Source organism: Streptomyces sp. UW30 (genome assembly GCF_008042075.1).
Taxonomy (GTDB): Bacteria; Actinomycetota; Actinomycetes; order Streptomycetales; family Streptomycetaceae; genus Streptomyces.
This window is the reverse complement of the sequence record NZ_RDBN01000037.1, coordinates 425,256-443,002: the sequence shown is the minus strand read 5'-3', so window position 1 is coordinate 443,002 and position 17,747 is coordinate 425,256. Positions and strand designations below refer to the sequence as shown.

At 69.4% G+C, this 17,747-nt stretch carries 14 protein-coding genes; 1 reads left to right on the top strand and 13 read right to left on the bottom strand.

Going from position 1 to position 17,747, the window contains the following annotated elements:
- The first annotated feature begins 62 nt into the window (after window positions 1-62).
- The gene (gene ileS / locus EAO75_RS20610; protein ID WP_147996540.1) at window positions 63-3,209 is read left to right on the top strand and encodes an isoleucine--tRNA ligase; all 3,147 of its coding nucleotides are present in this window, start codon (window positions 63-65) and stop codon (window positions 3,207-3,209) included.
- A 209-nt stretch (window positions 3,210-3,418) separates the two neighbouring features.
- Here the strand turns inward: ileS and EAO75_RS20605 are convergent, their stop codons facing one another.
- The 13 genes from EAO75_RS20605 to EAO75_RS20545 all read right to left on the bottom strand — a co-directional run.
- Entirely contained in the window at window positions 3,419-4,591 is a 1,173-nt protein-coding gene (locus tag EAO75_RS20605) for a DivIVA domain-containing protein (protein ID WP_147996539.1), read from the bottom strand.
- 55 nt (window positions 4,592-4,646) lie between these two features.
- Complete coding sequence (locus tag EAO75_RS20600; protein WP_147996538.1) at window positions 4,647-4,934, bottom strand: YggT family protein; 288 nt, start codon at window positions 4,932-4,934, stop codon at window positions 4,647-4,649.
- Window positions 4,935-4,993: 59 nt separating this feature from the next.
- The gene (locus EAO75_RS20595) at window positions 4,994-5,635 is read right to left on the bottom strand and encodes a cell division protein SepF (protein ID WP_030950524.1); all 642 of its coding nucleotides are present in this window, start codon (window positions 5,633-5,635) and stop codon (window positions 4,994-4,996) included.
- Between the two features lie 125 nt (window positions 5,636-5,760).
- Window positions 5,761-6,480, bottom strand: coding sequence for a YggS family pyridoxal phosphate-dependent enzyme (locus tag EAO75_RS20590; RefSeq protein WP_147996537.1), 720 nt, complete (start codon window positions 6,478-6,480; stop codon window positions 5,761-5,763).
- Window positions 6,481-6,486: 6 nt separating this feature from the next.
- Window positions 6,487-7,215, bottom strand: a complete 729-nt coding sequence (gene pgeF, locus EAO75_RS20585; protein WP_147996536.1) for a peptidoglycan editing factor PgeF — start codon at window positions 7,213-7,215, stop codon at window positions 6,487-6,489.
- Between the two features lie 10 nt (window positions 7,216-7,225).
- Complete coding sequence (gene ftsZ, locus EAO75_RS20580) at window positions 7,226-8,422, bottom strand: cell division protein FtsZ (protein ID WP_147996535.1); 1,197 nt, start codon at window positions 8,420-8,422, stop codon at window positions 7,226-7,228.
- Window positions 8,423-8,709: 287 nt separating this feature from the next.
- Window positions 8,710-9,507: a cell division protein FtsQ/DivIB gene (locus tag EAO75_RS20575; RefSeq protein WP_147996534.1), complete on the bottom strand. Its 798-nt coding sequence runs from the start codon at window positions 9,505-9,507 to the stop codon at window positions 8,710-8,712.
- 23 nt (window positions 9,508-9,530) lie between these two features.
- On the bottom strand, window positions 9,531-10,625 hold the full coding sequence (gene murG / locus EAO75_RS20570; protein ID WP_147996533.1) for an undecaprenyldiphospho-muramoylpentapeptide beta-N-acetylglucosaminyltransferase: 1,095 nt from the start codon (window positions 10,623-10,625) through the stop codon (window positions 9,531-9,533).
- 6 nt (window positions 10,626-10,631) lie between these two features.
- Entirely contained in the window at window positions 10,632-11,993 is a 1,362-nt protein-coding gene (ftsW, locus tag EAO75_RS20565) for a putative lipid II flippase FtsW (RefSeq protein WP_147996532.1), read from the bottom strand.
- Between the two features lie 103 nt (window positions 11,994-12,096).
- Entirely contained in the window at window positions 12,097-13,521 is a 1,425-nt protein-coding gene (murD, locus tag EAO75_RS20560; RefSeq protein WP_147996531.1) for a UDP-N-acetylmuramoyl-L-alanine--D-glutamate ligase, read from the bottom strand.
- Complete coding sequence (gene mraY, locus EAO75_RS20555; RefSeq protein WP_147996530.1) at window positions 13,503-14,576, bottom strand: phospho-N-acetylmuramoyl-pentapeptide-transferase; 1,074 nt, start codon at window positions 14,574-14,576, stop codon at window positions 13,503-13,505. The genes murD and mraY overlap by 19 nt, the downstream gene beginning before the upstream one ends.
- Entirely contained in the window at window positions 14,573-15,988 is a 1,416-nt protein-coding gene (murF, locus tag EAO75_RS20550; RefSeq protein ID WP_147996529.1) for a UDP-N-acetylmuramoyl-tripeptide--D-alanyl-D-alanine ligase, read from the bottom strand. Before murF ends, mraY begins: the two co-directional genes overlap by 4 nt.
- Before the next feature lie 4 nt (window positions 15,989-15,992).
- The coding region (locus EAO75_RS20545; protein ID WP_147996528.1) for a UDP-N-acetylmuramoyl-L-alanyl-D-glutamate--2,6-diaminopimelate ligase at window positions 15,993-17,747 on the bottom strand (1,755 nt) is incomplete at its 5' end.

The following is a 17,747-nucleotide window of genomic DNA, read 5'->3' as shown; positions in this document are numbered from 1 at the left end:
GAAAGACTCGGCTCTCGTCCCTCCGGACGGAAGGCAGCAAGTCCGCCGGAGGAAGCTCGCTGATGACAACGCCGACGTACCGCCAGGTGCCCGCCCAGGTCGACCTGCCCGCACTCGAGCACGCGGTGCTCGACTTCTGGCGCGAGCAGAAGATCTTCGCCAAGACCCTGGAGCAGTCCGAGGGCCGCCCCGAGTGGGTGTTCTACGAGGGCCCGCCCACCGCCAACGGCATGCCCGGCGCCCACCACATCGAGGCCCGCGTCTTCAAGGACGTCTTCCCCCGCTTCCGCACCATGCGCGGCTACCACGTGGCCCGCAAGGCCGGCTGGGACTGCCACGGCCTCCCGGTGGAGCTCGCGGTCGAGAAGGAGCTCGGCTTCTCCGGCAAGAAGGACATCGAGGCGTTCGGCATCGCCGAGTTCAACGCCAAGTGCCGCGAGTCCGTGCTGCGCCACACCGACGCCTTCTCCGACCTGACGACCCGCATGGGCTACTGGGTCGACCTCGACGACGCGTACGTCACGATGGAGCCCGAGTACATCGAGTCCGTCTGGTGGTCGCTCAAGGAGATCTTCAACAAGGGCCTGCTGGTCCAGGATCACCGCGTCGCCCCCTGGTGCCCGCGCTGCGGCACCGGCCTGTCCGACCACGAGCTGGCCCAGGGCTACGAGACGGTCGTCGACCCGTCGGTGTACGTCCGTTTCCCGCTCACCTCCGGCCCGCTCGCCGGCGAGGCCGCGCTCCTGGTGTGGACGACCACGCCCTGGACCCTCGTGTCCAACACGGCCGTGGCCGCGCACCCCGAGGTCACCTACGTCGTCGCGACGAACGGTGAAGAGAAGCTCGTCGTCGCCGAGCCGCTTCTCACCAAGGCCCTCGGTGAGGGCTGGGAGACCACCGGCCAGTCCTTCACGGGCGCCGAGATGGAGCGCTGGACGTATCAGCGCCCCTTCGAGCTGGTCGAGTTCCCGGAGACCGAGGGCGGCACCCACTACGTGGTGAACGCCGACTACGTCACGACCGAGGACGGCACGGGTCTGGTCCACCAGTCCCCCGCCTTCGGCGAGGACGACCTGAAGGTCTGCCGCGCGTACGGCCTGCCCGTCGTGAATCCGGTCCGCCCGGACGGCACCTTCGAGGAGGACGTCCCGCTGGTCGGCGGCGTCTTCTTCAAGAAGGCGGACGAACAGCTCACCGAGGACCTCCAGCAGCGCGGTCTGCTCTTCAAGCACATCCCGTACGAGCACAGCTACCCGCACTGCTGGCGCTGCCACACCGCGCTCCTCTACTACGCGCAGCCGTCCTGGTACATCCGCACCACGGCCATCAAGGACCGTCTCCTCGAGGAGAACGAGCGGACCAACTGGTTCCCCGGGACGGTCAAGCACGGCCGCTTCGGCGACTGGCTGCAGAACAACGTCGACTGGGCGCTCTCCCGCAACCGCTACTGGGGCACCCCGCTGCCGATCTGGCGCTGCGAGGACGACCACCTGACGGTCGTCGGCTCCCGCGCGGAGCTCACCGAGCTGACCGGCACCGACCAGTCGAACCTCGACCCGCACCGCCCGTACATCGACGACGTCACCTTCGACTGCCCGCAGTGCGCCAAGACGGCCACGCGCGTGCCGGAGGTCATCGACGCCTGGTACGACTCGGGTTCGATGCCGTTCGCGCAGTGGGGCTACCCGTACAAGAACAAGGAACTGTTCGAGAGCCGCTACCCGGCGCAGTTCATCTCCGAGGCCATCGACCAGACCCGCGGCTGGTTCTACACGCTGATGGCGGTCGGCACGCTGGTCTTCGACAAGTCGTCGTACGAGAACGTCGTGTGCCTCGGCCACATCCTCGCCGAGGACGGCCGCAAGATGTCCAAGCACCTGGGCAACATCCTCCAGCCGATCCCGCTGATGGACCAGCACGGCGCCGACGCGGTGCGCTGGTTCATGGCGGCCGGCGGCTCCCCGTGGGCGGCACGCCGCGTGGGCCACGGCACGATCCAGGAGGTGGTGCGCAAGACCCTCCTCACCTACTGGAACACAGTCGCCTTCCAGGCCCTGTACGCCCGCACGTCGAACTGGGCGCCGTCCGCGGCCGACCCGGCCCCGGCCGACCGCCCGGTCCTGGACCGCTGGCTGCTGTCCGAACTGCACGCGCTGGTCGACCAGATGACCCAGTCCCTGGACGCCTACGACACCCAGCGCGCCGGCAAGCTGCTCTCGGCGTTCGTCGACGACCTGTCGAACTGGTACGTCCGCCGCTCGCGTCGCCGCTTCTGGCAGGGCGACAAGGCGGCGCTGCGCACGCTGCACGAGGTCGTCGAGACGGTCACCAGGCTGATGGCCCCGCTGACCCCGTTCATCACCGAGCGGGTATGGCAGGACCTGATCGTCCCGGTCACCCCCGGCGCTCCGGAGTCGGTCCACCTGGCCTCCTGGCCGCAGGCGGACCTGTCGGCGATCGACCCGGAGCTGTCGAAGCAGATGGTCCTGGTGCGCCGGCTGGTCGAGCTGGGCCGTGCCACGCGCGCGGAGTCGGGCGTGAAGACCCGTCAGCCGCTGTCCCGTGCGCTCATCGCGGCGACGGGCTTCGACGCCCTCGACCGTGAACTGCACGCGCAGATCACGGAGGAGCTGAACGTGAGCTCGCTCGCGTCCCTCTCCGAGGTCGGCGGCAGCCTGGTGGACACCACCGCCAAGGCCAACTTCCGCGCCCTGGGCAAGCGTTTCGGCAAGCGCGTCCAGGACGTGGCGAAGGCCGTCGCGAACGCGGACGCGGCGGCGCTGTCCCTGGCCCTGCGCGAGGGCACGGCGTCGGTGGAGGTCGACGGCGAGACGGTCACGCTGGCACCGGACGAGGTGATCATCACGGAGACCCCGCGCGAGGGCTGGTCGGTGGCGTCCGACTCGGGTGCCACAGTCGCCCTGGACCTGGAGATCACGGAGGAGCTGCGCCGCGCGGGCCTGGCCCGTGACGCGATCCGCCTGATCCAGGAGGCTCGCAAGAACAGCGGCCTGGACGTGGCCGACCGCATCGCCCTGCGCTGGACGGCGACGGACCCGGCGACGATCGCGGCACTGAGCGAGCACGCCGAGCTGATCGCCGACGAGGTCCTGGCGACGGACTTCGGCCAGGGCGAGGCGGACGACACCTACGGCGCCCCGTTCACGGACGAGGGCCTGACCCTGACGTTCCGCCTGCGCAAGGTGTAGCCGAAGGGCAGAGCACGACCGAAGGCCCGGGACCGCCAAAGAATCTTGGTGGTCCCGGGCCTTCGGCGTTGCGTGCGTCGGACATCACACCCAGCTCCGAACAAACACCGTAAACACCATGCACAGGCGTAGCAAAAGGGCGGGGCCCCGGATCAAAATCCGGGGCCCCGCCCTGAACGCTGCCGACACCTACGGCGTACTACCAACCGTCAGTTGTCGTCCTCGTCGATGAGGAACCCGCGCATCGGCGACGGGGCCTGGCCCATGGGGCCCGGACCCTGCGGCCGGACCGGCGCCATCGGCTGGGTCATCGCCGGGGACATCTGCTGCTGACCGCCGTAGGACGGAGCAGCCGGGGACGGGGCGCCGCCCATCGTCTGGTTGCCGCCGTAGGACGGGGCACTCGCGCCGGCCGGAGCCATGGAGGGCGCCGGGGACGGCGGGAGGGACGCGGTGGCCGGAGTGCGCGGCGGGGCGAGCGAGTCGTCCGCCTGGGTCTCCAACTGGCGCAGCTGGGACTCGAGGTAGGACTTCAGCCGCGTGCGGTACTCGCGCTCGAAGCCGCGCAGGTCCTCGACCTTGCGCTCCAGCGTGGCGCGGGCGGACTCCAGGGAGCCCATCGCGACGCGGTGCTTCTCCTGCGCGTCCCGCTCCAGGGCGTCCGCCTTGGCACGGGCGTCACGCTCAAGACCCTCGGCACGCGAACGCGCCTCGCCGACGATCTTGTTGGCCTCGGAACGGGCCTCCGCGATCGCCTGGTCGGCGGTCTGCTGCGCGAGCGACAGAACGCGCGCGGCGCTGTCGCCGCCGGGGCCGCCCTGACCGGGACCGCCCATCGGGCCACCCATCGGACCGCCCATGGGGCCGCCCATCTGCTGCATGGGGGGCTGGCCCATCGGCCCCGGACCCTGGCCCATCGGACCGGGACCCTGAGGGCCACCCTGACCGCCGGGACCGGCGGGCAGCTGCGGGGCACCGCTCGGCAGCTGGGGCGGACCACCCATGGGGCCACCCATCTGCTGCTGCGGCGGGCCCGATATGCCGGCGGGTACGGGAGACCCGGGACCGCGCATGCCCTGCTGCGGCATGCCGCCCTGCTGAGGCATTCCGCCCTGGGGCATACCGCCCTGCTGGGGCATTCCGCCCTGCTGGTCCGGACCGCCGGGACCCTCCGGAGGCTTGCGCATGTTCTGCTGGTTCTGGGCAGCAGCACGCGTCGCCGCGGCCAGCTTGGCGCGCAGGTCCTCGTTCTCGCGGAGCAGGCGGGTCAGTTCGGCTTCGACCTCATCGAGGAAGGCATCGACCTCGTCCTCGTCATAGCCTTCTCGGAGGCGGACGGTCGTGAACTGCTTGTTCCGCACGTCCTCGGGGGTCAACGGCATCTCTTCACCTCAACGTAGTCGTCGGCAGTCGGCAAGACCGTATCTGTCACATCGTTCACATCGCGCTCCGTACAACGGTGATCAGGATGTAGACGATGATCATCAGTACGAAGAAGGACAGGTCGAGCGCCACGCCCCCGAGACGCAGCGGCGGGATGAACCGCCGCAGAAGCTTCAGCGGTGGATCAGTGACAGTGTAGGTGGCCTCCAGAACGACCACCATCGCCTTGCCGGGTTGCCATGAGCGGGCGAACTGGAAGACGTAGTCCATGACCAACCGGAAGATGAGCACGATGAGGAACACCATCAGCGCGATGTAGAGAACCTGCATAACCACGCTCATGACTGGTGCGTCCCTCTCCCCTGTTTCCCAGTTCCGTGCTGTTCTTCCGGTGGTGCGTCTCAGCTCTGGTTGAAGAACCCGCCCTCTGCGATGCGGGCCTTGTCCTCCGCCGTGACATCGACGTTAGCAGGCGACAACAGGAACACCTTCTGCGTCACCCGCTCGATGCTGCCGTGAAGACCAAACACCAAACCAGCCGCAAAGTCGACAAGTCGCTTCGCGTCTGTGTCGTCCATCTCAGTCAGATTCATGATCACCGGGGTGCCTTCACGGAAGTGTTCCCCGATGGTACGGGCCTCGTTGTAGGTCCGCGGGTGAAGTGTGGTGATCCGGTACGGCTCTCGTTCCGACACGACCTTGGGCATGATCACCGGTGCGTTCTTCTCCAGGCTTGCGCGTTCTTGTGTGATGGACGCCACGGGCGCAATGCGCGCCGGACGGCCGGATTCCGCGGGTAGCGAAGTCGCACGGGCCACAGGCTCACGAGGCGCGGGCGGCTGGACGATTCGCACCTCTTCGTCCCTTTGGGACTGATGTGCACTGTGCGACTGGTGTGACGGCTCGTGCCGTCGGTGGTCCCGCTCGGGCTCCGGGTCCAGTTCGGGCTCGAAGTCGTCATCGGGGTCGAACCCCCGGCCGTCGTACCCATCGTCCTCCACGAGGCCGAGGTAGACCGCCATCTTGCGCATCGCGCCGGCCATGCTCTGAGTCCTCCGCTCTGTGGTGGATCGGCGACTGCCAAGTGCCTGTGATCCACACGGTCGTTACGCCCGCCTTTCGGCGACATTGACCATATTTTCTGCTGTGGTCCGACTTCTTGGCGACGTTACCCGAGCCTGGGGCGGACTCCGAGTACCGCAGTGCCGACGCGCACATGTGTCGCACCCGCCGCCACCGCCTCTTCGAGATCCGCACTCATCCCTGCCGACACCATGTTCGCAGTCGGATGGGCTCGGCGCAGGTCGGTCGACAAATCCATCAACCGCTCGAACGCCGCCTGTTGGTGCCCTGCGTACTCCCCGGTAAGCGGAGCGACGGTCATGAGCCCGTCGAGCCGCAGCCCCGGAGCCTGCGCGACGAGGTCGGCCAACTCCGCGATCCCGCCGGGCGCCACGCCACCCCTCTCACCTCTCGCACTCTCTCCCGCGTCCAGGGCCACCTGGATGAGACAGCCCACCTCGCGCTCCTGCTGCACGGCCTCCTTCGACAGGGCCGTCACCAGCTTGGAACGATCGACGGACTGCACGAGATCCGCGTAACCGACCACGGACCGCACCTTGTTGGTCTGCAACTGGCCCACGAAATGCCACGCAAGGGGCAGATCCGTACATTCGGCGGCCTTCGGTGCCGCGTCCTGATCGCGGTTCTCGGCGACGTGGCGCACACCGAGCTCCGACAGGATCCGCACATCGCCCGCGGGGTAGGTCTTGGTGACCACGATCAGGGTCACCTCCTCGCGGGCGCGCCCGGCGGCCGCGCAGGCGGCGGCGATTCGTTCCTCCACCTTCGCCAGGTTCGCGGCGAGTTCGTCCTTACGGTCCGTCATGTCCATTCAGTCCAGCCAGACATAGCCCGCGAGCCGCCCCGTGGTGCGGTCGCGGCGGTACGAGAAGTGGTCGACCGACTCCAGCGTGCACACCGGCGACTGCTCCCGGTCGCGCACTCCGAGCCGCGCGAGCTGGTCGTGCACCCCGGCAGCCACGTCCACCGCCGGAGTGCCCCAGCTGGTTTCGGCGTACGCCGTCGGCTCCCCGGCCGCCACCTCGGCACGCATCGCCTCCGGCACCTCGTAGCACCGGCCGCAGACGGCGGGGCCGGTGCGGGCGACGATCCGTGCGGGGTCGGCGCCGAGCTCCGTCATCGCGCGTAGCGTGGCCGGTACGACCCCGGCGGTCATGCCCGGCCGGCCCGCGTGGGCCGCGGCGGCGATCCCGGCGACCGGGTCGGCCAGCAGGACCGGTACGCAGTCGGCCGTGAGAACGGCGAGGGCGAGACCCCGCCGCGCGGTGACGATCGCGTCGACCTCGGGCACCGGACGATCACGCCATGGTCCGTCGACCACGGCGACATCCGTCCCGTGCACCTGGTTCATCCAGACGACGTCGCCCGGATCGAGCCCGAGCGACTTGGCGGCGAGCTCTCGGTTCCTCAGTACGGCCTCGGCTTCGTCGCCGACCGCTCCGCCGAGGTTGAGCTCCTCATACGGAGCGGCGCTCACCCCGCCCCACCGGTCGGTGAAAGCGAAGTGCGCGCCGCTCACGGTGTCGCGCTGTCCTATCACGTCTGAAGGATCACTTAAGGAAGTCCGGGACGTCCAGCTCTTCCGCCGCGCTGTCGGCGTAGGTCCGCGACGGCGGGACCGGCGGGGCGACCGGGATGTCGGCCACCGGCTCCGGCGCGGGCTCCGGGTCCTCCTTCGGCGTGACGCTGCCGAGCGAGCCGAAGGACGGGCGGGACTCGGGCTGGCGTACCGGAGTGGGCTCCTCGCGGCGGGCCGAGGAAGAGGTCGAGCCGAGGACGTTGTCCCGGCGGGCCGGCGGCTGGCCGCCGTCGAAGCCGGCGGCGATCACGGTGACCCGGACCTCGTCGCCGAGGGCGTCGTCGATGACCGCGCCGAAGATGATGTTGGCCTCGGGGTGGGCGGCCTCGCTGACCAGCTGGGCGGCCTCGTTGATCTCGAACAGGCCGAGGTCGGAGCCGCCGGAGATGGAGAGCAGCACGCCCCGGGCGCCGTCGATGGACGCCTCCAGGAGCGGCGAGGAGATCGCCATCTCGGCCGCGGCGACCGCGCGGTCGTCGCCGCGGGCCGAGCCGATGCCCATGAGGGCCGAACCGGCCTCGGACATGACCGACTTGACGTCGGCGAAGTCGAGGTTGATGAGGCCCGGGGTGGTGATGAGGTCGGTGATGCCCTGGACACCGGAGAGGAGGACCTGGTCGGCCGACTTGAAGGCGTCGAGCACCGAGACCTGGCGGTCCGAGATGGACAGCAGCCGGTCGTTCGGGATGACGATGAGGGTGTCGACCTCTTCGCGGAGCTCGGCGATGCCGTCCTCGGCCTGGTTGGCGCGGCGCCGTCCCTCGAAGGTGAAGGGCCGCGTGACCACGCCGATGGTGAGGGCACCCAGGGAGCGGGCGATGTTGGCCACGACCGGCGCGCCGCCGGTGCCGGTGCCGCCGCCTTCACCGGCCGTCACGAAGACCATGTCGGCCCCCTTGAGGACCTCCTCGATCTCCTCGCGGTGGTCCTCGGCGGCCTTGCGGCCGACGGCCGGGTTGGCTCCGGCGCCGAGTCCGCGGGTGAGTTCACGGCCGACGTCGAGCTTGACGTCGGCGTCGCTCATCAACAGAGCTTGCGCGTCGGTGTTGATAGCGATGAACTCGACGCCCTTGAGACCGACCTCGATCATCCGGTTGATGGCATTGACACCACCGCCGCCGACACCGATGACTTTGATGACTGCGAGGTAGTTCTGCGGTGCTGCCACGTCGAAGGCCTCTCGCCTCGAGTTACGGGTCGTCGGATCACGGGAAGCTCTCTGCTTCGTGAACCGACGACTGATGCCGAATGGGACGGTCCGTAGCGCCGACCCGAACCCTAACCCTGAAGTTTAGGGTTACCAGTGTGTCTGTTCCTTGAAGTCTTCTGAACAGGACACTAAGTCGACAAGTGGCGCACGTTCAACGAACACGCCGAACCTCCCGTTTTTCTTTTCACCCTATGTGATCAGCCATGTCGCTGCCCAACCAGGGTGCTGGCCTGCGCAGATGTGCGTCAACTCCCCGATGACGCAGGGGCGGTGGGAACGCTGACATCGAAGTGCCGGGCACGCGGCGAGGCTTTCATGAGAGCGGTGAGTGTGCGAGCCTTCGCCGCCCCCTTCTCGCCACTCCCCCACGAGACGATCCGGCCGTCCCTCAACTCCAGCGAGATGTCGTCGTAGGAACGGACCTTGACGACCAGGGTGTCGCGGGCGACGGCGGCCGGAATGGCGCCGGCGACCCGCACCGCCTCCCGCACCAGACGGCTCTCCGAGAAACGGCGMAGGCTCGCGGCGGCGGAGCTAGACCGGGACACCGTCAATTCCAGTGCGGGAACACCTTTCGGGGGCACGGAAACCGTGGCGAAACGGACACCTTCATCGTCCACTTCGATGAACTTTCCGCCTTTTTGCACCACCAGAACCGGAGTGCGCTCCATCACTTTCAGGCTGATTCCATGGGGCCACGAACGGACCACGTCAACCTCGTCAATTCTGGGCAATTTCCGGCGCAGTCGCGCCTCAATCGCATCCGTGTCGACGGAAATCAGTGGCGCCCCGACGGGGACATCGGCCGCCTCGCGGACCTGCGCGGGCGTCAGAACCCGGGTCCCGGCGACCGATACGCGCTCCAGGCGCAGGTATTTGGAGCCGTACAGCAGCCAGACGGAGCCCGCGGCCAGGAGTACGAGGAGCACGGTAAGGATGATGATCGTACGAAGGCGTGGCAGTCTCAACCGCCGCCGGGCGAGGGGCGGGTCGGACGACTCCTGCTGGCGTTCACCGCGCTCGGCGGTCGTCGGTCCGGCCACGCTCCCTGCCCTCCGTCATACGGTTACTTGCGGCGCTGCGAGGCGATCGCCTCGTACACCATGCCGACGAGCAGGTCGTCGGCGTCCCGGCGGCCGAACTCGCTTGCGGCGCGGGACATCTCGTACAGCCGGTGCGGGTCGGCGAGCACGGGCAGGACGTTCTGCTGCACCCATTCGGGCGTGAGTTCCGCGTCGTCGACCAGCAGACCGCCGCCGGCCTTGACCACCGGCTGGGCGTTCAGCCGCTGTTCGCCGTTGCCGATGGGCAGCGGGACATAGGCGGCCGGGAGCCCGACGGCGGAGAGTTCGGCGRCGGTCATCGCGCCCGCACGGCAGAGCATCAGGTCGGCCGCGGCGTACGCGAGGTCCATCCGGTCCAAGTAACTTACCGGGATGTAGGGGGGCATCCCCGGCATCTGATGAACCTGCGGCAGTTCGTTCTTCGGACCGACCGCGTGCAGGATCTGGATTCCGGCCTGCTGGAGCCAGGGCGCGACCTGCTGGACGACCTCGTTCAGCCGCCGGGCGCCCTGCGAGCCGCCGGAGACCAGCAGCGTGGGCAGGTTCGGGTCGAGTCCGAACATCGCGCGGGCCTCGGGGCGGACGGCGGCCCGGTCGAGGGTGGCGATGGTGCGGCGCAGCGGGATGCCGATGTAACGCGCGCCCCGCAGCTTGCTGTCCGGCGTGGAGACGGCGACCTGGCTGGCGTAGCGCGAACCGATCTTGTTGGCCAGGCCCGGGCGGGCGTTGGCCTCGTGGATGATGATCGGCACGCCGAGGCGCTTGGCGGCGAGGTAGCCGGGCAGGGCGACATAGCCGCCGAAGCCCACGACGGCGTCCGCCTTGGTGCGCTCCAGGATCTGCTCGGTCGCCTTGATCGTGCCGCGCAGCCGGCCCGGGACGGTGATCAGCTCGGGAGTGGGCTTGCGCGGCAGCGGTACCGCAGGGATCAGCGCGAGCTCATAGCCCCGCTGCGGTACGAGCTTGGTCTCCAGGCCGCGCTCCGTGCCCAGGGCCGTGATCCCCACGGTCGGGTCCTGCCTGCGCAGGGCATCCGCGAGGGCGAGCGCGGGCTCGATGTGGCCGGCGGTCCCCCCACCGGCGAGTACGACATGCACCGAAATTCACCGCTCTCCGGACGAACGCGCCGCCGAGGCACGCCGTCGCATCGTGTTCCATCTCCGAGGCCCCCGGTCACGCACGGCGCCTCCCGCACGCTTTCTACCAAAGCGGGGTTGCCGCACGGAAAGCGCTGCCCGCGCAGCGGGCTCGTCGCGTGCGAAGGCGATCAGCAGCCCGATGGCGAACATGGTCGGCAACAGGGCGGAACCTCCGTACGAGAACAGCGGCAGGGGGACGCCGGCGATCGGCAGCAGGCCGAGCACCGCACCGATGTTGATCACTGCTTGCGCGGTGATCCAGGTGGTCACGCCTCCCGCGGCGTACCTCACGAAGGGGTCCTCCGTGCGTCCGGCCACGCGGATACCCGCATAGCCTAGAGCCGCGAAGAGGGCGAGCACCGACAGCGTCCCCGCCAGGCCCAGTTCCTCACCGGTGACGGCGAAGATGAAGTCGGTGTGGGCTTCGGGGAGTTGGCCCCATTTCTCCACACTCGCACCCAGCCCGGATCCGAAGATTCCGCCGGACGCCAGCGCGTAGATCCCGTGCACGGCCTGCCAGCAGTCGACGGCGCCGCTGCGCGGCTCGGTGGCGCCGAGGCACTGCAGTCGGGCCATGCGGTTCTCGCTGGTCTTGATCAGGACGAGTCCGATCAGACCGGCGACCGACAGGACCCCCACGAACAGCCTGGTCGGCGCGCCCGCCAGCCACAACAGGCCGAACAGGATCGCCGACAGGATGATCGCCGTGCCCATGTCGCCGCCGAGCATGATCAGCCCGAGCAGCATGAAGGCGACCGGCACGAGCGGCACCAGCATGTGCTTCCACTGGTTCAGCAGCTTCTTGTCCTGCTTGCGGGCGATCAGGTCGGCGCCCCACAGCACCAGCGCGAGCTTGCCGAACTCGCTGGGCTGGATCTGGAAGGAGCCGCCGAGGGCGATCCAGTTCTGGTTGCCGTTGACCGCGACTCCTATCCCGGGCACCTGCACCAGCGCCATCATGAAGACGGCGCCCGCGAGGATCGGATAGGCCAGCGCCCGGTGCAGCTTCACGGGCATCCGGGAGGCTGCGAACAGCAGCCCGGCGCCGATCAGCGCGGCCAGCACCTGCTTGCGGAAGAAGTACGACCCGGGCAGCGACATCTGCAGCGCGGTGACCTGCGAGGCCGAGTAGACCATCACCAGACCCAGCACCGTGATCAGCAGGCTGCCGCCGAGAATGAGGTAGTACGCGGTCAGCGGCCGGTCCCACGCCCGCTGCAGGCGCGTGTGGAGCCGGCGTACCGCGTTGTCGCGCGGCGGTCCCGCGGTGACGGGCCGCCGAACGGTTCGCTGCACGGGCGGCCGGCCCGTACGGCTACCGGGCATCGGCGCTCACCGCCCCGCCGTGGGCGTACGTACCGTCCAGCCACATCCGAGTCACGCGTCCCTCCAAGGGTCCCGAAGCACCCGCTGTGGCCGAGACCCGCCGTCAGGCGCCCGCGCCGAGTTCGCGAACCGCCTCCGCGAACGCGTCACCGCGCTGGTTGTAGTTGGCGAACATGTCCATCGAGGCACAAGCAGGTGCCAAGAGCACCGTGTCTCCGGCAACAGCGAGTCGCCGGGCCTCCTGGACTGCCGCGAGCATCGCCCCAGTGTCGGTCCGGTCGAGGTCGACGACGGGTACTTCCGGCGCGTGTCGCGCCAGGGCTTCCCGGATCAGGCCGCGATCCGCGCCGATGAGCACGGCGGCGCGCAGGCGCCCCGCCGACTTGGCGACCAGCTCCTCGAACACGGCGCCCTTGGCGAGCCCGCCCGCGATCCACACGATGGACTCGTAGGCGGCCAACGAGGCTTCCGCCGCGTGCGTGTTGGTGGCCTTGGAGTCGTCGACGTAGGCGACCCCGTCCACGTCCGCGACGTGCGCGATGCGGTGGGCGTCCGGGGTGAAGGCCCGCAGGCCGTCCCGTACGGCCGTGGGGGGCACCCCGAAGGCCCGGGCGAGGGCCGCCGCCGCAAGGGCGTTGGCGATGTTGTGCGGGGCCGGCGGGTTGACGTCGGAGACCTCGGCGAGCTCCTGGGCGTTCTTCTGCCGGTTTTCGACGAAGGCGCGGTCGACGAGGATGCCGTCGACGACGCCCAGTTGGGACAGGGCCGGGGCGCCCAGCGTGAAGCCGATGGCCCGGCAGCCCTCCTCGACGTCCGCCTCGCGCACCAGGTCCTCGGTGGCCTTGTCGGCGACGTTGTAGACACAGGCGACGCGGTTGCCCTCGTAGATGCGGCCCTTGTCGGCGGCGTAGGCCTCCATGGAGCCGTGCCAGTCGAGGTGGTCGGGCGCGAGGTTCAGCACGGCAGCCGAGTGTGCCCGCAGCGAGGGCGCCCAGTGGAGCTGGTAACTGGACAACTCCACGGCGAGGACGTCGTACTGCTCCTCGCCGAGCACCGCGTCCAGCAGCGAGACGCCGATGTTGCCCACGGCGGCGGTGCGCAGGCCCGCCGCCTTCAGGATCGAGGCCAGCATCTGGACGGTCGTGGTCTTGCCGTTGGTGCCGGTGACGGCGAGCCAGGGCGCGGCGTCCGGGCCGCGCAGCCGCCAGGCGAGTTCGACGTCGCCCCAGATCTCGAGGCCTGCTTCACGTGCCGCCGCGAACAGCGGCTTGTCCGGCTTCCAGCCGGGCGCGGTGACGATCAGTTCGGTGCCTTCGGGCAGGGTCGCCCCGTCACCGAGGCGCACGGCGATGCCCAGCGCCTCCAGTTCGGCCGCCTGGGCACGCGCGCGTGCGTCGTCGCCGTCGTTGACGACGGTGACCTTCGCGCTGAGGCCGTGCAGCACCTTGGCCGCCGGGATCCCGGAGACACCGAGTCCGGCGACGGTGACGTTCTTCCCCTGCCAGTCGGTCACCTTTCCGCCGCCCATCCCGCGTAGAAGAGACCCAGTCCGACGATCACACAGATGCCCTGAATGATCCAGAATCGGACCACGACGAGCACTTCTGACCAGCCCTTGAGTTCGAAGTGGTGCTGGAGTGGCGCCATTCGGAAGACGCGCTTGCCGGTGAGGCGGAAGGAGCCGACCTGGATGACCACCGACATGGTGATCAGGACGAACAGGCCACCGAGGATGGCGAGCAGCAGCTCGGTGCGGGAGCAGATGGCGAGACCCGCCAGCGCACCACCGAGGGCCAGCGAACCGGTGTCACCCATGAAGATCTTGGCGGGCGACGTGTTCCACCAGAGGAAGCCGAGGCAGGCGCCCATCAGCGCGGAAGAGACGACGGCGAGGTCGAGTGGATCCCGCACCTCGTAACAGGCGTTGGGGCTGGGCAGGATCTGCGCGTTGGCGCAGGACTCCTGGAACTGCCAGACGCCGATGAAGGTGTAGGCGCCGAAGACCAGCACGGACGCGCCGGTGGCGAGGCCGTCCAGACCGTCCGTCAGGTTCACGCCGTTCGACATGGCGAGGATCATGAACAGCGCCCAGACGACGAACAGCACCGGGCCGATGGACCAGCCGAAGTCCTGCACGAAGGAGAGCTTCGTGGACGCCGGGGTGTTGCCGCGGTTGTCCGCGAACTGGAGCGAGAGCACCGCGAAGGCGATACCGCCGAACAGCTGGCCGGCCATCTTGGCCTTGGCCCGCAGACCCAGCGAGCGGCGCTTGACGATCTTGATGTAGTCGTCCAGGAAGCCGACCAGACCCATGCCGGCCATCAGACCGATCACCAGGATTCCGGAGAACGTCGGCGGCTTGCCGGTGATCAGCTTGGACAGGAAGTACGCGGCGATCGTCGCCAGGATGAAGGCGATACCACCCATGGTCGGCGTACCGCGCTTGGCGTGATGCTCACGCGGGCCGTCGTCCCGGATGTACTGGCCGTAGCCCTTGCGGGCCAGCAGCTTGATCAGCAACGGGGTGCCGATCAGGGTCAGGAAGAGACCAATGACTCCTGAGAACAGGATCTGATTCATCATCGGGCGGCAACCTCACCCTCGGTACCGCCCGCGAGCAGTGCCTCGGCGACACTCTCCAGACCGACCGAACGGGACGCCTTCACGAGTACGACGTCCCCCGGGCGCAACTCGCTGCGCAACAGGTCGACCGCCGCCTGTGCGTCGGACACGTGCACCGACTCCTCACCCCACGAACCCTCGTTATATGCGCCCAGTTGCAGCCAGGACGCTTCTCTGTCCCCGACCGCGACGAGCTTGCTGACGTTGAGCCGGACGGCGAGCCGTCCGACCGCGTCGTGCTCGGCGAGGGCCTCGTCCCCGAGCTCGGCCATCTTGCCGAGCACCGCCCAGGTCCGCCGCCCCCGGCCCATGGCCGCCAGCGCCCTGAGGGCGGCCCGCATGGACTCGGGGTTCGCGTTGTAGGCGTCGTTGACGATGGTCACGCCGTCCGGGCGCTCGGTGACCTCCATACGCCAGCGGGAGAGGGAGCCCGCCTCGGAGAGCGCGGTGGCGATCTCAACGACGGACATGCCCAGCTCATGGGCGACGGCGGCCGCGGCGAGCGCGTTCGACACGTGGTGCTCACCGTACAGGCGCATGGTCACATCGCTGCACCCGGAGGGTGTGTGAAGCATGAAGGAAGGCTGTCCGCTGTCCGTGAGTCGGACGTTCTCGGCGCGTACGTCCGCTTCGCCGGACTCTCCGAAAAGGATCACCTTCGCCTTCGTACGGGACGCCATGGCGCGTACGAGGGGATCGTCGGCGTTGAGGATCGCCGCGCCGCCCTCACTCGCCGACGGGAGGGCCTCGACGATCTCCCCCTTGGCCTGCGCGATCTGCTCGCGGCCGCCGAACTCGCCGATGTGGGCGGTGCCGACGTTGAGCACGAGGCCGATCTTCGGGGGCGTCAGATCGGTGAGGTAGCGGATGTGGCCGATGCCGCGGGCGCCCATCTCCAGCACGAGGAACTTCGTCTCCTCGGTGGCGGTCAGGGCGGTGAGCGGCAGCCCGATCTCGTTGTTGAGCGAGCCGGGCGTGAACACCGTCGGCGCCTTGCGCTGGAGCACCTGGGCGATCAGGTCCTTGGTGCTGGTCTTGCCCGCCGAGCCGGTCAGCGCCACGAGGGTCGTACCGAGCCGCTGTACGACGTGCCGGGCGAGGGCGCCGAGAGCCTTCTGGACGTCCGGCACGACGATCGCGGGCACACCCACGGGACGCGAGCCCAGTACGGCGACCGCGCCGGCCGCCACGACGGCCTCCGCGAAGTCGTGGCCGTCCACGCGCTCGCCGGCAAAGGCGACGAAGAGGCTGCCGGACTCCACCTCACGGGAGTCCCGGACGACGGATCCGGTGACCCGGACCGACGGATCCGGTATGTCGTGCGTCTGCCCGCCGACGACTTCTGCGATCTCGGCGAGAGAGAGGGCGATCACAAGTTCATCCCTGGGTCTTCTGGATAGCTTCGCGAAGCACCTGGCGGTCGTCGAAGGGACGGACCACTCCGGCGATGTCCTGGCCCTGCTCATGGCCCTTGCCCGCGACCAGCACCGTGTCGCCGGGCTGGGCGCGCGCGACGGCTGCGGCGATCGCGGCGGCCCGGTCCTCGAAGACCTGGACCTCGCCACGCTCGTGTACTGGCACGGACGCCGCGCCCTGGAGCATGGTTGCGAGGATCGCGAGGGGGTCCTCGGAGCGGGGGTTGTCGGAGGTCAGTACGGCGGTGTCGGCGAGCCGGGCCGCGGCGGCGCCCATCGGCTCCCGCTTGGTCTTGTCGCGGTCCCCACCGCAGCCGAGCACGACGTGCACCTTGCCCTCGGTGACCTTGCGCAGTGCCTTGAGCACCGACTCGACGGCGTCGGTCTTGTGGGCGTAGTCCACGACCGCGAGATACGGCTGCCCGGCGTCCACGCGCTCCAGACGGCCCGGCACGCCCGGCACGGCGGCGACGCCGTCGGCGGCGGTCTGCGCGTCGAGGCCGGCGGCGGCCAGGGAGACGATGGCGGCGAGGGTGTTCGCCACGTTGAAGGGGCCCGGCAGCGGCGAAGTGGCGGTGATGCGCTCGTCCTTGGGGCCGATCACCGTGAACGTCGCGTCCATGGGGCCGATCTCGACGTCCTCGGCGCGCCAGTCGGCGTCCGGGTGGCCCTCTGCGGAGAAGGTGACGACCGGGACTGCGGCCTCCTTGGCGAGCCTGCGGCCGTACTCGTCGTCGAGGTTGACCACGCCGAGTCTGCTGCGTTTCGGCGTGAACAGCTGCGCCTTGGCCCGGAAGTAGTCCTCCATGTCGGAGTGGAACTCCATGTGCTCCGGGCTGAGGTTGGTGAAGACGGCGACGTCGAAGACGCAGCCGTCGACCCGGCCGAGCACCAGGGCGTGGCTGGAGACCTCCATGGCGACCGCCTCGACGCCGCGTTCGCGCATGACGGCGAACAGGGCCTGGAGGTCGGTGGCCTCGGGGGTGGTGCGCTCGGACTTGATGCGCTCGTCGCCGATGCGCATCTCGACCGTGCCGATCAGCCCGGTCGACCGGAGCGTCTTCAGGCCGCCCTCGACGAGGTAGGCCGTCGTCGTCTTGCCGGAGGTGCCGGTGATGCCGATCTGGAGGAGATCGCGGCCGGGGTGGCCGTAGATCGTGGCCGCCAGTTCGCCCATTTGCCCGCGCGGGTTCTCGACGACCAGGACCGGCAGGCCGGTCTGCGCGGCGCGCTCGGCGCCGGTCGGGTCGGTCAGCACGGCGGCCGCGCCAAGGCCCGCGGCCTGCGTCACGAAGTCGGCGCCGTGCATACGGGCACCTGGGAGTGCGGCGTACAGGTCGCCGGGGCGGACGGCGCGCGAGTCATGGGTGATGCCCGTGACCTCGGCGGAACCGTCCGTGGGCTGCGGCGCGGGGACACCCAACTGGTCGGCGAGTTCCGCGAGGGGTGTGGCGGAGACCTGCGCCGGCCTGGGCGGTCCCGGATACGTCACAGGATGCCCCTTCTGGGTGGTTTGGGACTGATCAGCGTGTGGCACGGCGGTGAGCGTACCGGGCGTACCCGCCTCGGAGCGGGGGTTGTCGGAGGTCAGTACGGCGGTGTCGGCGAGCCGGGCCGCGGCGGCGCCCATCGGCTCCCGCTTGGTCTTGTCGCGGTCCCCACCGCAGCCGAGCACGACGTGCACCTTGCCCTCGGTGACCTTGCGCAGTGCCTTGAG

Coding starts and splice junctions, on each gene's coding strand:
- EAO75_RS20600 (WP_147996538.1), bottom strand. CDS start 4,934: ATGAGCGTGGTTATGCAGGTTCTCTACATCGCGCTGATGGTGTTCCTC.
- EAO75_RS20595 (WP_030950524.1), bottom strand. CDS start 5,635: ATGGCCGGCGCGATGCGCAAGATGGCGGTCTACCTCGGCCTCGTGGAG.
- EAO75_RS20590 (WP_147996537.1), bottom strand. CDS start 6,480: ATGACGGACCGTAAGGACGAACTCGCCGCGAACCTGGCGAAGGTGGAG.
- murD (WP_147996531.1), bottom strand. CDS start 13,521: ATGGGCGGCGGAAAGGTGACCGACTGGCAGGGGAAGAACGTCACCGTC.
- EAO75_RS20605 (WP_147996539.1), bottom strand. CDS start 4,591: ATGCCGTTGACCCCCGAGGACGTGCGGAACAAGCAGTTCACGACCGTC.
- ileS (WP_147996540.1), top strand. CDS start 63: ATGACAACGCCGACGTACCGCCAGGTGCCCGCCCAGGTCGACCTGCCC.
- mraY (WP_147996530.1), bottom strand. CDS start 14,576: ATGATGAATCAGATCCTGTTCTCAGGAGTCATTGGTCTCTTCCTGACC.
- ftsW (WP_147996532.1), bottom strand. CDS start 11,993: ATGCCCGGTAGCCGTACGGGCCGGCCGCCCGTGCAGCGAACCGTTCGG.